The 14,572-nt window shown below is 70.9% G+C and carries 14 protein-coding genes; 12 read left to right on the forward strand and 2 right to left on the reverse strand.

All coding sequences use genetic code 11. The features are described 5' to 3' along the window. Window positions 1-2 precede the first annotated feature (2 nt). Genes ACH34R_RS34235 through rfbD form a run of 3 tightly spaced genes read left to right on the forward strand, consistent with a single transcriptional unit; the run spans window position 3 to window position 2,892 of the window. Complete coding sequence (locus tag ACH34R_RS34235; protein ID WP_397565691.1) at window positions 3-1,070, forward strand: glucose-1-phosphate thymidylyltransferase; 1,068 nt, start codon at window positions 3-5, stop codon at window positions 1,068-1,070. Next, entirely contained in the window at window positions 1,064-2,035 is a 972-nt protein-coding gene (gene rfbB / locus ACH34R_RS34240) for a dTDP-glucose 4,6-dehydratase (protein WP_397565692.1), read from the forward strand. Before ACH34R_RS34235 ends, rfbB begins: the two co-directional genes overlap by 7 nt. Continuing rightward, on the forward strand, window positions 2,032-2,892 hold the full coding sequence (rfbD, locus tag ACH34R_RS34245) for a dTDP-4-dehydrorhamnose reductase (protein WP_397565693.1): 861 nt from the start codon (window positions 2,032-2,034) through the stop codon (window positions 2,890-2,892). Before rfbB ends, rfbD begins: the two co-directional genes overlap by 4 nt. On the opposite strand, the gene rfbC is transcribed toward rfbD, so the two are convergent. Beyond that, on the reverse strand, window positions 2,886-3,482 hold the full coding sequence (gene rfbC, locus ACH34R_RS34250) for a dTDP-4-dehydrorhamnose 3,5-epimerase (RefSeq protein WP_397565694.1): 597 nt from the start codon (window positions 3,480-3,482) through the stop codon (window positions 2,886-2,888). The genes rfbD and rfbC overlap by 7 nt on opposite strands. Window positions 3,483-3,599: 117 nt before the next feature. Between rfbC and ACH34R_RS34255 the strand changes: the two genes are divergently transcribed. From ACH34R_RS34255 to ACH34R_RS34290, 8 genes are read left to right on the forward strand one after another with little or no spacing between them, the layout of a single operon-like run. Next, window positions 3,600-4,811 carry a methyltransferase domain-containing protein gene (locus ACH34R_RS34255; protein ID WP_397565695.1) on the forward strand — a complete coding sequence of 404 codons (1,212 nt, stop codon included), beginning with the start codon at window positions 3,600-3,602 and terminating at the stop codon, window positions 4,809-4,811. Continuing rightward, window positions 4,811-5,590: a glucose-1-phosphate cytidylyltransferase gene (locus ACH34R_RS34260; protein ID WP_397565696.1), complete on the forward strand. Its 780-nt coding sequence runs from the start codon at window positions 4,811-4,813 to the stop codon at window positions 5,588-5,590. Before ACH34R_RS34255 ends, ACH34R_RS34260 begins: the two co-directional genes overlap by 1 nt. Then, a complete protein-coding gene (locus ACH34R_RS34265; protein ID WP_397565697.1) occupies window positions 5,587-6,237 on the forward strand; it encodes a PIG-L deacetylase family protein in 651 nt (216 codons plus the stop codon). The genes ACH34R_RS34260 and ACH34R_RS34265 overlap by 4 nt, the downstream gene beginning before the upstream one ends. Before the next feature lie 7 nt (window positions 6,238-6,244). Then, a complete protein-coding gene (locus ACH34R_RS34270; RefSeq protein WP_397565698.1) occupies window positions 6,245-7,309 on the forward strand; it encodes an NAD-dependent epimerase/dehydratase family protein in 1,065 nt (354 codons plus the stop codon). A gap of 8 nt (window positions 7,310-7,317) precedes the next feature. Then, on the forward strand, window positions 7,318-8,589 hold the full coding sequence (locus ACH34R_RS34275; RefSeq protein WP_397565699.1) for a DUF4910 domain-containing protein: 1,272 nt from the start codon (window positions 7,318-7,320) through the stop codon (window positions 8,587-8,589). Further along, window positions 8,586-9,599, forward strand: a complete 1,014-nt coding sequence (locus ACH34R_RS34280) for a hypothetical protein (RefSeq protein ID WP_397565700.1) — start codon at window positions 8,586-8,588, stop codon at window positions 9,597-9,599. Before ACH34R_RS34275 ends, ACH34R_RS34280 begins: the two co-directional genes overlap by 4 nt. Then, window positions 9,596-11,092 carry an oligosaccharide flippase family protein gene (locus ACH34R_RS34285; protein WP_397565701.1) on the forward strand — a complete coding sequence of 499 codons (1,497 nt, stop codon included), beginning with the start codon at window positions 9,596-9,598 and terminating at the stop codon, window positions 11,090-11,092. The genes ACH34R_RS34280 and ACH34R_RS34285 overlap by 4 nt, the downstream gene beginning before the upstream one ends. Beyond that, a complete protein-coding gene (locus ACH34R_RS34290) occupies window positions 11,085-11,990 on the forward strand; it encodes a glycosyltransferase family 2 protein (RefSeq protein ID WP_397565702.1) in 906 nt (301 codons plus the stop codon). Before ACH34R_RS34285 ends, ACH34R_RS34290 begins: the two co-directional genes overlap by 8 nt. On the opposite strand, the gene ACH34R_RS34295 is transcribed toward ACH34R_RS34290, so the two are convergent. Next, window positions 11,967-13,175, reverse strand: a complete 1,209-nt coding sequence (locus tag ACH34R_RS34295; protein ID WP_397565703.1) for an acyltransferase family protein — start codon at window positions 13,173-13,175, stop codon at window positions 11,967-11,969. The genes ACH34R_RS34290 and ACH34R_RS34295 overlap by 24 nt on opposite strands. Before the next feature lie 420 nt (window positions 13,176-13,595). On the opposite strand from ACH34R_RS34295, the gene ACH34R_RS34300 reads away from it, so the two are divergent. Next, a complete protein-coding gene (locus tag ACH34R_RS34300) occupies window positions 13,596-14,570 on the forward strand; it encodes a hypothetical protein (protein WP_397565704.1) in 975 nt (324 codons plus the stop codon). Window positions 14,571-14,572 lie beyond the last annotated feature (2 nt).

A 14,572-nucleotide genomic window follows, 5' to 3' on the forward strand; every position in this document is an offset into this window, starting at 1 on the left:
CCGTGAAAGCTCTGGTGCTGGCCGGCGGGGCGGGGACACGGCTGCGGCCGATCACCCACACGTCGGCCAAGCAGCTCGTGCCGGTCGCCAACAAGCCGGTGCTGTTCTACGGTCTCGAAGCGGTCGCCGCGGCGGGCGTCAGGGAGACCGGGATCGTGGTCGGCGACACGCACGCGGAGATCGAGGCGGCCGTCGGCGACGGTTCCGCGTTCGGCCTCCAGGTCACCTACCTGCGCCAGCACGCCCCGCTCGGGCTGGCGCACGCGGTCGCGATCGCTCGCGACTACCTCGGCGACGACGACTTCGTCATGTACCTCGGCGACAACTTCATCGTCGGCGGGATCAACGGGCTGGTGGACCGGTTCGCTCATGACCGGCCCGCCGCCCAGATCATGCTGACCCAGGTCGCCGACCCCGGGCAGTTCGGCGTCGCCGAACTCGACTCCGAAGGCCGCGTGGCCGGCCTTGAGGAGAAGCCCCGCCATCCCAAGAGCGACCTGGCCCTGGTCGGCGTCTACATGTTCACCGCCGCGATCCACGACGCGGTGGCGGAGCTGAAGCCCTCGGGGCGCGGTGAGCTGGAGATCACCGATGCGATCCAGTGGCTGATCGACGCGGGGCACCGGGTGGAGTCCACCATGGTCACCGGCTACTGGAAGGACACCGGCAACGTCACCGACATGCTGGAGGTCAACCGGCTCGTGCTGGAGTCGCTGCCCGCGCGGGTCGAGGGAACGGTCGATCCGGGCAGCGAGCTGATCGGCCGGGTGGTGGTGGAGCCTGGCGCGATGGTCACCCGTTCGCGCATCGTCGGCCCGGCCGTGATCGGCGCCGGGGCCGTGATCACCGGCAGCTACATCGGCCCGTTCACCTCGATCGCGGCCGGCTGCTCGGTCAGCCACAGCGAGATCGAGTACTCGATCGTGCTCCCGCGGGCGTCGATCTCCGGCGTGGGACGCATCGAGGCGTCGCTGATCGGACATGACGTCGAGGTCACGCCCGCTCCCGCCACGCCCCGAGCCCACCGCCTGGTGCTCGGCGACCACAGCAAGGTGCAGATCAGTTGCTGAACCCCCCTGGTGACCAGGGGCGTGTACTCGTGACCGGCGGCGCCGGGTTCATCGGCTCGCACTATGTGCGGGCGCTCGCCGCCGCCGGGGTCACGGTCACGGTCCTGGACAAGCTCACGTATGCCGGAAATCCCGCCAACCTGGACGGGACACCGCACGACTTCGTGCGCGGCGACGTCTGCGACGCGCGGCTCCTCGCCGACGTGGTCCCGGGGCACGACGTGGTGGTCAATTTCGCCGCGGAGTCCCACGTGGACCGATCTATCGACGGGGCCGCCGACTTCGTGCGGACCAACGTGCTCGGCACCCAGACGCTCATGCAGGCGTGTCTTGCGGCCGGTACGCCGCGCGTGGTCCAGGTGTCCACCGACGAGGTCTACGGGTCGATCGAGTCCGGCTCATGGGCCGAGGACGCCCCGCTCGCGCCGCGCTCGCCGTACTCCGCGGCCAAGGCGGGCGGCGACCTGATCGCCCGCGCGTACGCGGTGACCCACGGCCTGCCGGTGTCGATCACCCGGTGCGGCAACAACTACGGACCCAACCAGTACCCGGAGAAGGTCATCCCGCTGTTCGTCACCAACCTGCTCCAGGGCCGCAAGGTCCCCCTGTACGGCGACGGCGGCAACGTCCGCGACTGGATCCACGTCGAGGACCACTGCGCGGGCATCCGCCTGGTCGCCGAGCGCGGCGAGCCCGGCGAGGTCTACCACATCGCCGGCACGGCGGAGCTGACCAACGTCGAGCTGACCGGCAGGCTGCTGGCCGCCTGCGGCGCGGACTGGGACATGGTCCAGCGGGTCCCCGACCGCAAGGGCCACGACCGGCGCTACTCCCTGGACGACGCCAAGCTGCGCGCGCTCGGCTACACCCCGCGGATCGGCTTCGAGGACGGCCTGGCCGCCACCGTGCGCTGGTACGCGGAGAACCCCGCCTGGTGGAAACCCCTGAAGGAGGGCACGCCGTGAGGTGGCTGGTGACCGGTGGTCAGGGCATGTTGGGCACCGACGTGGTGGCGGCGCTGCGCCGCGGGCCGGTGCCCGAGACGGTGGCCGCGCCCGGCCGCGCCGAGCTGGACGTACGCGACCCGCACGCCGTCACCGCGGCCATGGAGGAGCACAAGCCCGACGTGGTGGTCAACTGCGCCGGATGGACCGCCGTCGACGCCGCCGAGGAGCACGAGGCCGAGGCCACGGTGGTCAACGGCGCGGCCGTGGAGTCGCTGGCGACGGTCTGCGCCGGGTACGGCGCGCGGCTGGTCCAGATCTCCACGGACTACGTGTTCGACGGGACCGCGCGCGTGCCGTACGCCGAGGACCACCCGGTGAACCCGGTCAACGCCTACGGGCGCGGCAAGCTGGCGGGGGAGACCGCCGCGCTCGCGTACGGCCACCTGGTCGTGCGCACGGCGTGGCTCTACGGGCCGCGCGGCCGTAACTTCGTGCGGACCATGATCCGGCTGGCCGCCGAGCGGGACACCATCGCGGTCGTGGACGACCAGACCGGCCAGCCCACCTGGACCGGCGACCTGGCGGCGCAGGTGCTCCGGCTGGCCCGTACCGAGGCCCCGAGCGGCGTCTACCACGGCACCAACGGGGGCCGGACCACCTGGCACGGCTTCGCCAGGGAGATCTTCACCGCGCTCGGCGCGGACCCGGGACGGGTGACCCCCATCCCGACCGCGCGCTACCCGCTGCCCGCCAGGCGGCCCGCCTACAGCGTGCTCGGGCACGAGGGCTGGGCGAGGGCCGGGCTGTCCCCCATGCGCGACTGGCGCACGGCGTTTCGCGACGCCTGGCCCTCGATGCTCGGGAAGGTTCAGTGACTCTTCAGCTTGTCGTAGTAGGCGAGGCAGGTCTGGTAGTCGGGAAGGAGGCCGCTCGCGCGGGCCTCGCCCAGCGACGGGGCGGCGGCGTCCTTGCCGGACAGCACCGGCGTGATGTCGGCGGGCCATTCGATGCCGAGTTCCGGGTCCAGCGGGTGGACGCCGTGCTCGCGCTGCGGCGCGTATCCCTCCGAGCACAGGTACACCACCGTGGCCTGCTCGGACAGGGCCATGAACGCGTGCCCGAGCCCTTCTGCGACGTACAGGCAGCGCCGCGACTCATCGTCCAGGCGCACCGCCTCCCAGCGCCCGAACCCGGGCGAGCCCACGCGCAGGTCCACCACCACGTCGAGCACCGCTCCGGACACGCAGGTGACGTACTTGGCCTGTCCGGGCGGCACGTCGGCGAAGTGGACGCCGCGGAGCACGCCGCGCCGGGAGACCGAGCAGTTGGCCTGCGCGAGGCGCAGCCCGTGCCCGGCCGCCGCCCGCAAGGCGGGCTCCGAATAGGTCTCCATGAACCGGCCGCGGTCGTCGGCGTGGACGCGCGGAGTGTGGCACCAGGCGCCTTCGATGCTGAGGGGATCCATGGGGCAGAGCATGCCACGCCTGAGCGGTGGAAGGCGTCTGCGAGAAGTGTGCTGTAACGCGTACGTCGGATCCAGCGAACTAGCTGTCGGCCAGCACGGCCATAAGGGAGATATCCAATGAAAACCTGCCGCCTGTGCGGCTCGGCGACTCTTGCGTCCGTCGTCGATCTGGGGGCCACGCCGCCGTGCGAGCGGATCCTCACGGCGGCCGAGCTGGACGCCCCCGAACCCGCCTACCCGCTGCATCTGCGCGTGTGCACGTCGTGCTGGCTGGCGCAGATCCCGCCGCTGATCACGCCGGAGGAGACGTTCACCGAATACGCCTACTTCTCCTCCTTTTCGACCTCCTGGGTGGAGCACGCCCGCAGGTTCGTGGACGGGCTCGCGCTGGAACGTGACGCGTTCGTGGTGGAGGTCGCCAGCAACGACGGCTACCTGCTCCAGCACGTCGTCGAGCGGGGGGTGCGCTGCCTGGGCATCGAGCCGTCGGAGAACGTCGGCATGGCCGCCAGGGAGCGCGGCGTGCCGACGCGGACGGCGTTCCTGACGCCGGAGATGGGCGCGGCCGTACGGGCCGAGCACGGGCCCGCCTCGGTGGTCGTGGCCAACAACGTCTACGCGCACATCCCGGACATCGTCGGGTTCACCCGCGGCCTGCGGGCGCTGGTCGCCGACGACGGCAGGGTGTCCATCGAGGTGCAGCACCTGCTCACGCTCATCGAACTGAACCAGTACGACACGATCTACCACGAGCACTTCCAGTACTACTCGGTCACCGCCGCGCAGCGGGCGCTGGCCACCGGCGGGCTCGCGCTGGTGGACGTCGAACTGCTGCCGACCCACGGTGGATCGATCCGGCTGTGGGCCGCCCCGGCCGAGCACGCGGGCGAGCCGTCGCCGGCCGTACTGGACGTCCTGGCCCGCGAGAAGGCCGCCGGGCTCACCGAACTGTCCGGCTACGCGGAGTTCGCCGCGCGGGTCGGCAAGGTGCGGCGGGACCTGCTGCGGTTCCTGATCGACGCCGCCGACCAGGGCAAGAAGGTCGTGGGGTACGGCGCGCCGGGCAAGGGCAACACGCTGCTCAACCACTGCGGCATCCGGCCCGACCTGCTGCCCTACACCGTCGACATGAACCCCTACAAGCACGGCAAGTACACCCCGGGAGCCCGCATCCCGATCCTGCCGCCGGAGCGGATCGCCGAAGACCGCCCCGACTACGTGCTGATCCTCCCGTGGAACCTGCGGGAGGAGCTGACCGCCCAGCTTTCCTACGTCCACGAGTGGGGAGGCCGCCTGGTCTTCCCGATCCCGAGCCTGGAGGTGGTCTAGTGAAGGTCGTACTGTTCTGCGGCGGGTACGGCACGCGCATGCGCAGCGGGACACCCGGCGACGTGCCCAAGCCCATGCAACTCGTCGGACCACGCCCGCTGATCTGGCATGTGATGCGCTATTACGCGCACTTCGGCCACACCGACTTCGTGTTATGTCTCGGCTACGGCGCGCACCACATCAAGGAGTTCTTCCTGAACTACCAGGAGACCACCTCCAACGACTTCGTGCTGCGCGGCGGCCGGGTGGAACTGCTGTCCACCGACATCTCCGACTGGTCGATCACCTTCGTGCAGACCGGGATCGAGTCGCCGATCGGCGAACGGCTGCGCCGGGTCCGCGAGCACCTGGAGGGCGAAGAGGTGTTCCTGGCCAACTACGCCGACGTGCTGACCGACGCCCCGCTGCCGGACATCATCGACCGGTTCAACGGCGGCGACGTGGGGGCCTCGATGATGGTGGTCCCGCCGCCCGCCACCTTCCACTGCATCGAGGTGGGGGAGAACGGCCAGGTCGGCGGCGTGACGCCGGTCAGTGAGATGCCGCTGTGGGTCAACGGAGGCTACTTCGTGCTCCGCCAGGAGATCTTCGACCACATCCCGCCCGGCGGCGACCTGGTCGCCGACGGCTGCTTCGCGCTGGCCAAGAGCGGGCGGCTGCTGGCCTACCCGCACCGCGGCTACTGGCGGCCCACCGACACCGTCAAGGAACGGCTGGCACTGGACGAGGCGTACTCGCGCGGCGACCGGCCCTGGGCGGTATGGGAGCGTTCGGCGTGATCGGACTGCTTCCCACCGGGGCCGACCGGATCGTGGCGCTGGCCGCGCACTGCGACGACATCCCGATCGGCGCCGGCGGCACGCTGCTCACGATCTGCTCGGCCCGTCCCGGTGCGCGGGTGGACGTGCTGGTGCTGTCCGGCGGCGGTACCGCTCGTGAGGACGAGGAGCGGGCCGCGCTCGCCGACTTCTGCCCGGGCGCCGACCTCCGGGTCAGGGTGCTCAAGCTGCCCGACGGGCGGCTGCCCGCGCACTGGGACGAGGCCAAGGACGCCCTGGAGGGGCTGCGCGCCGAGACCGAGCCGCACCTGCTCATCGCGCCCAGCCCGCACGACGCCCACCAGGACCACCGCGGCCTGGCCGAGCTGGTCCCCACGGCCTTCCGCGACCACCTGGTGCTCGGCTACGAGATCGTCAAATGGGACGGCGACATGGGGCGGCCCTCGGTCTACCAGCCGCTCACCTCGGCCGTGGCCGCCGCCAAGGTGGCCCTGCTGATGCGTCACTACCCCTCGCAGTGGGGGCGTCCCTGGTATGACCGCGAGGCGTTCCTGGGCCTGGCCCGCATCCGCGGGATCGAGTGCCACGAGCGCTACGCGGAGGCTTTCCATGTGAACAAACTGACCTTGAATCTGGCTGGAGGCTGAGATTCGGATGCGCATATTGCTCACCGGTCACCAGGGCTACCTGGGGAGCGTGATGGCCCCGGTGCTCACGGCTGCCGGGCATGAGGTGGTCGGACTGGACTCGGGGTTGTTCGCCGACTGCGTGCTCGGCCCGCCGCCGCCCGACCCGTCCGGGCACGCCGTCGATCTGCGCGACGTCACGCCCGACCTGCTGACCGGCATCGACGCCGTGGTCCACCTGGCCGCGCTGTCCAACGACCCGCTCGGGTCGCTGGCCCCCGAGCTGACCTATGAGATCAACCATCACGCTTCGGTACGGCTGGCCCGGATGGCACGCGATGCGGGCGTCAGGCGGTTCATGTACGCCTCCACCTGCTCGGTCTACGGGGCCTCCGGCGGCGACGAACTGGTGGACGAGACCGCGCCGCTGCGGCCGGTCACCCCTTATGCCGAGTCCAAGGTGCGGGTGGAGGAGGACCTGGTCGCGCTGGCCGACGGCGACTTCACCCCGGTGTTCCTGCGCAACGCCACCGCGTTCGGCTACTCGCCCCGGCTGCGCGCCGACATCGTGCTGAACAACCTGGTCGCGCACGCCTACCTGACGGGAGAGGTGCGGGTGCTCTCCGACGGCACGCCGTGGCGGCCTCTGGTCCACGCCGAGGACATCGCGCGGGCCGTCGTGGCGCTGCTCAGCGCGCCGCGCGAGGCCGTACACGCCAAGCCGTTCAACATCGGCACCGAGGTCAACAACGTCACCGTGGCGGAGATCGCCGCGCACGTCGTGAACGCGGTGCCGGGGGCCAAGCTGGTGATCACCGGTGAGGCGGGGCCCGACCCGCGGTCCTACCGGGTGGACTTCTCGGCGCTGCGCGCCGCCGTACCCGGGTTCGAGGCGACCTGGACGGTGGCCGCCGGCGCGACCGAACTCCTGGACGCCTACACCAGGTACGGCCTGCGCGAGGCCGACTTCCAGCCGCGCTTCACCCGCCTGGTCCGGCTCGCCCAGCGGCGCGAGGACGGCACCATCGACGCCGAGCTGCGCCCCCGCGAGGGCCTGCGCGGCTCCCGCTCGCCGGAGGCCGTTGGACTGTGACCCTCGACATGCACGAGTTGGTGCGGCGGCTGTACCCCCTGTGCCGCAGCATCACCGGCGACGGGGTGCGGCGCACCCTTGAGATCGTCGGCGAGTCGATCCCGCTCGACGTGAGCGAGGTGCCGACCGGCACCGAGGTGCTCGACTGGATCGTGCCCAAGGAGTGGAACATCCGCGACGCCTACATCAAGGACGTCGCGACCGGCCGCAGGGTCGTCGACTTCAACGAGTCCAACCTGCACGTGGTCGGCTACAGCGTGCCCGTGCCGCCGACCGTGCTGAGCCTCGCCGACCTGCGCGGCCGGCTGCACACGCTGCCCGAGCAGCCGGACCTGATCCCCTACCGGACCAGCTACTACAAGGAGACCTGGGGGTTCTGCCTGCGGCACGAGACGCTGGCGGGGCTGCCCGAGGGCGACTATGAGGTCATGATCGACTCAACGCTCGCCGACGGTCACCTCACCTACGCCGAGCACGTGGTGCCCGGCCGTACCGACCGCGAGGTGCTGGTCTCCTGCCACGTGTGCCACCCGTCGCTGGCCAACGACAACCTGGCCGGCATCGCGGTGGCGGTGTCGCTGGCGCTCCGGCTCAAGGACCCGTACCACACCTACCGGTTCGTCTTCGCGCCCGGCACGATCGGGTCCATCACCTGGCTCGCCCGCAACCGGGAACGCGCCGCCCACAAGATCGCGCACGGGCTGGTACTGGCCTGCGCGGGCGACCGCGGCTCGCTCACTTACAAGCACAGCAGGCGCGGCGACGCCGAGATCGACCGGGCCGCCGCCCAAGTGCTGCGCGCCTCCGGACGCGAGCACACCGTCCTGCCCTTCTCTCCCTACGGCTACGACGAGAGGCAGTACTGCTCGCCCGGCTTCAACCTGCCGGTCGGCTGCATGACCCGCAGCACGTATGCGGGCTACCCGGAGTACCACACCTCCGGCGACGACCCTGACTTCGTCTCCGCGGAGGCGATGAGCGACACCCTGGAGACCTGCTGGGAGGTCTTCCAGGTGCTCGAACGCAACCGGCGCTACCTCAACCTCAGCCCGTACGGCGAGCCGCAACTCGGCAGGCGCGGCCTGTACGGCTCGCTGGGCGGGCGTAGCGACACCCAGCGACTCCAGATGGCAATGCTGTGGGTGCTCAATCAGTCCGACGGCGTCTCGCCGGACTGCGCTCTGCTCGACATCGCGGAAAAGGCCGGTCTGCCGTTCGACGCCGTCGCGGAAGCAGCGCGGGCGCTGGCCGAGGCCGGGCTGCTGAAGGAGATCCGATGAGTACCAGCTTACGGGTCGGCGACGTGGTCGAGGTCCGCAGCGCGGACGAGATCCTGGCCACCCTCGACGAGAACGGCGAACTGGAGAACCTCCCGTTCATGCCGGAGATGCTGCGCTTTTGCGGGCAGCGGATGACCGTGCACAAGGTCGCGCACAAGCTGTGCGACACGATCAGCCGCAGCGGCATCCGCCGGATGGAACGGGCCGTCCACCTGACCGGGGCGCGCTGCGACGGCGCCGCCCACGGCGGCTGCCAGACCGCCTGCTCGCTGTACTGGAAGGAGGCGTGGCTCAAGCCGGCCTCCGGCCCCCGGCCCATCGAGCAGCAGCCCACCGAGGAACCGCCGCGCAGCCTGCCGCTCCTTACGATCAGGACCCGCCGGGAGGACGGCGAGGACGGCGAGGCCCGGTACCGCTGCCAGGCCACCGAACTCCTCCGGGCCGCGCCCACCTGCCTGCCGTTCGGCTCGCTGCGGCAGTACGCCGACGACGTGCGCAGCGGGAACGTCGGGGTGGCGGGGAGCGTCCGCACCTTCCTGGTGGGGCTGTTCAACCGCTTCCAGGACCGCGCCCAGCGGTACCTGCCCCGCTGGCTGTGGATCAAGGGCGGCCTGCGCTGGGGGTTCGTCAAGGGCGGCGTCACCGAGGGCAAGACCCCGACCGCCACGCTCGGCCTCCAGCCGGGCGAGGTCGTCAGGATCAGGTCCAAGGCCGAGATCATGGCCACCCTCAACGCCGACCTGCTCAACCGCGGCATGGGCTTCGAGGAGGAGATGGCCCGCTACTGCGGCCGGACGGCGGTCGTGCGCGCCCGGGTCGAGCGGTGCATCGACGAGAAGACCGGCCGCCTGCTGACGATGAAGAACCCGTGCATCATCCTTGAGGACATCGTCTGCGCGGGTGTGTACAACGCCAACTGCCCCAGGGAATTCGTGCCGTTCTGGCGGGAGATCTGGCTGGAGCGCGTCCCCGCGGCCGTTGGCCCGGTCAAGGAGCCTGTCAGCGGATGAAGGAACAACCGCCGGACACCACTGACGGCCTCGCCGACATCGGCCGCAAGGCCGGTCGCGGGCTGGGCTGGAGCCTGCTCGGCAACGTGGTGATGAAGGCGGGCTCGTTCGTCATGAGCCTGGTGCTGGCGCGGCTGATCGACGCCGACCAGTTCGGCGTCTTCGCGGTCGCGCTGGCCGCCAGCCAGCTCATGCTGCACATCAACGACGCCGGGATCATCGCGGCGACCGTGCAGTGGCGCGGCCGGCTTTCGGAGATCGCGCCGACGGCCACCGTGATGGCGATCGTCTCCAGCGTCACCCTGTACGCGATATTCTGGACCGCCGCCCCGCTCTACGCGCTCTTCGTGGGGAGCGAGGACGCGGTCGGGGTGATGCGGGTGCTCATGCTGACCAACGTGGTCTACGGCCTGTCGGCGGTGCGCAGCGCGGCGCTGATGCGCCGCTTCGAGCACGGCAAACTGGCGCTGGCCAACCTGATCGGCTTCTGCGGCAACGCGGCCCTGGCCATCACCCTGGCCGTGCACGGCACAGGGGCGATGAGCTTCGCCTACGGCCAGCTCCTCCAGGCCGTGATCACCGGCATTCTGGTGATCGTGTTCGCGCGGGTGCGCATCCGCATCGGCCTGGACCGCGCGGTGGCCCGCGGTCTGCTCGTCTTCGGCCTGCCGCTGTGCGTGACCATGGGCATCGAGGGCCTGCTGCTCAACGTGGACCTGCTGCTGGTCGGCAGCGCCGTGGACGAGCGCGCGCTGGGCCTGTACCTGATGGCGTTCAACATCTCGGCGTGGGTGCCGGGGCTGATCGGCACCGCCGTACGCTATGTGGCCCTGCCCAGCTTCTCCCGGCTGGCCGAGGACTCCTCCGCCGACGCGGTCTCCGAAGGGGCCCGGCGGGCCATCCCCATGCTGGCCTCCGTGGTGCTCCCGGTCGCGGTGCTGATGGGCGTGCTCGCGCCCGCCCTCGTCACCTTCCTGTACGGCGCGGAGTGGGCGCCCGCCGCCGAGGCGCTGCGCTTCCTGGCCATCGTGATGACCGTGCGCATGCTCAGCGCGCTGGTCACCGACATCCTGGCCGCGCTCGGCAGCACCAAGGCCACCATGTGGCTGAACCTCTCGTGGGTCGGCATGCTCGTGCCGGCCCTGCTCATCGGGGGGCGGCTGGACGGCATCAGGGGCGCGGCCATCGCGCACGCCTGCGTCGCCGTGCTGTACGCGCTGCCGGTGATGGTCCTCGTCATGCACCGCGCGGGGGTCCGGCTGCCCCCCGTCGCGCTCGGCCTGGTGCGCCCGCTGCTGGGCGGGGCCGTGGCGGCGGTCGTGATGACCCTGCTCGCCGGCGTGGTGGGCGAATCCCAGTTCGTTCAGCTCTGTGTGGCGGGCGGGGGCGGGCTGCTGGCCTTCGCCCTCGTCGTCGTGCCCCGGGCCGTGATGGTCTCGATGGCCGTCAAGGCCGGGCTGCGCCCCGCCCTGAGGAAGGAATCCGATGCCTGACACCATGCCACTGGTCTCCATCGGGCTGCCCGTCTACAACGGGGCCGGCCGGGTGCCCGGAGTGGTCCGTTCGGTCCTCGCCCAGGACCACGCCAACCTGGAACTGGTGATCTGCGACAACGGCTCGACCGACGACACCGAGGAGGTGTGCAGACGGCTGGCCGCGCTCGACGAGCGGATCGTCTACCACCGCCACCCGCGCAACCTGGGCCTGCTCAACAACTTCATCTCGGCGATCGACCTGGCCAGGGGCGAGTACTTCCGCTGGGTCGGCGACGACGACCGGCTGGAACCGCAGTGCGTGACCCGCTCGCTGGAACCCTTCCTGCGCGACGAGCGGATCGTGCTGGTCACCACCCAGGTCGCCTACATCGGCCCGGACGGCGCCGTCGAGACCGCCGCCTACGAGGGCACCGCGCTGGGCTCGGCCGACCCGGTCGAGCGGTTCGCCGAAATGCTGCGCCTGCTCAACCAGAGCCATCTGCTGATCGACCCGCTGTACGGGATGGTCAGGCGGGAGCCGGCGCGGGCGATACCGCGCCGCAACATGCTCCGCGAGGACGAGGTGTTCGCCACCAAACTGGCTCTGGCCGGGCCGTGGGCGCACGTCCCCGAGGTGCTGGCGCACCGCAACTGGAAGCATGACCGGCTGCCCAAGCTGGCCCGCCGCCTCGACGTGCCCGCCTGGCAGGCCAGGTTCGCCACGCTGCTCCAGTGCCGCGAGATGCTGCGCTGGCTGCCGCTGGCCGGTCTCACCCCCGCCCAGCACCGCCGTGCCCGCGCGGCGGTGCTGCGCATGTACGGCACCCGCCACCGCCGCACGCTGGCCCACCGCACCCGCAAGCTGGCCCGCATGGCCGCCTCGGTGGCGGGGTCACGCGGAACGGCCAACGGCTGAATCCTCACCCTTCTCATCCAGGTCAGTGTGGTGAACCGAACGCCTACGATCCCGCCGGCGCGAGACGGCCGAGCGCACGGCCTCCCGCAGCGCGGGCCAGGTCCGGTGCCGCTGGAACGGCCACTCGAAGGCCGCCGCGAACAGCCGCGCCACCACCAGCGTGAGCGGAACCGCGAGCGCCAGCGTGGCCAGGAACTTCCCGGTGCCCGGCGCGGCGAACGGCCCGACCACCAGCAGGCTCACCACGACGACCAGCGGCGCGTGGGTCAAGTAGAGGCTGTAGGAGAACGACCCGAGCGCGCGTACCGGCCGGGTGTCCAGCAGCCGCAGGAGCCACCGCGGCCGGCCGGTCGCCACCGCGGCGAGCAGCAGGCCGACCGGCGGGCCGATGGCGAGGTCGGCCCAGAAGAAGTTGCCGACCGTCCACACCGAGCCCTTGACCAGGATCAGCGCGAGCACCGGCAGGAAGGCGAGCAGCGCCAGCCAGTGCCAGGGCAGCCGGCGCGTCCGCTCCCCGGCGGACACGACGCCCGCCGCCACGACGCCGACCGCGAACAGCGCGGCGAACTGCGGCGTGAGCCGCATCAGCGCGTCCACGGCGGGCACGCTCGGGGCCAGCGCCCCGACCGCGGCCACGACCACGGTCACCGCGCCCAGCATGACGGCGGCCCCGGCCCTGCGCACGACCAGGATCAGGAGCGGGAAGACCAGGTAGAGCTGGGCTTCCACGGCGATCGACCACAGCGCGCCGTTCGGGCTGGGCGAACCGAAGACGTCCTGCAACAGCAGGCCGTAGATCAGCACCGATTTGAGGGTCGGTACCTCCTCGCCCGGCTGGGGGACCAGCGTCCAGGCGATGACCAGGCTCATCGCCAGGGCAGGCCAGTAGGGCGGCAGGATGCGCCACAACCGCCGGTGGGCGAACCTGCGCAGGCCGCCGAGCCGCCAGCCGGCCCGCGCCGGGGCGACGGCGAGGGAGAAACCGGACAGCACGATGAAGACGCCCACCGCGAAGTGCCCGTACAGCAGCCAGCCGGACCACCACGGGCCCGTGTCGGCCGGAAAACCGGTGTAGGACAGCAGCCGGCAATGGTGCAGGACGACGAAGAGCGCCGCGAGCCCACGGATCCCGTCGAGCCCGGCGAGCCGGGCGCGGCCGTCCGCGGCCGGCACAGAACGTTGCATTCAGGTGACTCCAGTCGCCGACGTGTCATTTGGCGGCACTACCGGGCGAAGCGGGCTGGCGACGATGGAGTGGTCGCACGGGGGGTTCGGCCCTCGGCTGTTAATCGAATGAAAGGCTCTCTACGTAACATGAATCCGAAGAGATGAAAGGTCATGGGATCGTTCCAGATACGGCGTTTTGTGCCGTTTTAGGCTTGAGTGTGCTGATGTTTCATGCCTTGACAACCCAAAGGTTGACGGTTTCATATGTGGGTGGAGCGCTACACCTGGTAACAGGCAGGCTGCCGCGGACGATGGCCAACGACGGTGTCCCAGGGTTGCCGGCACCCTGGCGCACATAGAGGGCGGGGAATAATGGAGTTCTGGAAGACCATATTTGATCTTGCCCGGAGGAAGTTCGTCGGCCCTCCGGTGGTCCTCGTGTCCCTGATCCTGGCCTCCGCCGCCTACCTGCTGGTGCCGTCCACCTACGTGTCCAGTGTGTCGATGGTCCTGACCACCTCCCCGAACGGCGGCACGCTGACCTCCGACCCCGAACGGCAGGGCGGCCTGACCAACCCCCTGCTCCAGTTCAGCGAAGGGCTGCGGATCACCGCGGGCGTGATCATCGCGACGATGAACTCCCCGGAGACGCTGGCCGAGCTGGGGATCGTCAAGGGGGGCGACACCTCGATCGTCATCAACGACGGACGCAGCAACGCCGAGCTGCTGGCCGCCAGCGTGAGCGGGCCGTTCGTCTATGTAGAGACCACCAGCAGATCCGCCAAGAAGGCCAGGGACACCACCGCGCGGGCCCAGCGGCGGCTGCGCCAGGAACTCGTCGACCGGCAGCGCGAGCTGAACGCCCCCCGCTCCACCTACATCGTCGTCGTCGATGTCGTCCCGCCGAGCGCTCCCGAGGAGTCCACGTCCACCAAACTCCAGATCGCCGCCGCGACGTTCGTCTTCTGCCTGATCGCCGGGCTGGCCATCGCCTACTTCATCCGGCGGCGGCAGATCCTGCGCGCCGAGGGCGCCGGGGGCGACGGGCCGCCGCTGCCCGCCCCGGTCGCCGCGGCCCTGACGATCGACAGGGTGGAGCAGCCGGCGCTCGGGCGTCCGGACGAACCCGACGCCGGCCTGATCCGGCCCGCGCCCAGACCGGCCCCCGCCCCCGCCGGCGCGCGGGCCGTCCCGGCGCGGGAACCCGAGGAAACGGAACAGCCGGAGCGCCCGGCCGAGGAGCGGGAGCCCAGGAAGGGGCTCGGCAAGTCGGTCGTCGTCGTGTTCCCCGCGACGGGCGGGGACGACGACACGGTCGCGTTCGCGCGCATCCCGATGGACGAGACCGCCCCCATCCCGGCCGTCAACAACGACAAGCACATCAACCAGAAGGACCACGGCAAGGACACCTGAGC

Source organism: Spongiactinospora sp. 9N601, from assembly GCF_044326295.1.
Taxonomy (GTDB): Bacteria; Actinomycetota; Actinomycetes; order Streptosporangiales; family Streptosporangiaceae; genus Spongiactinospora; species Spongiactinospora gelatinilytica.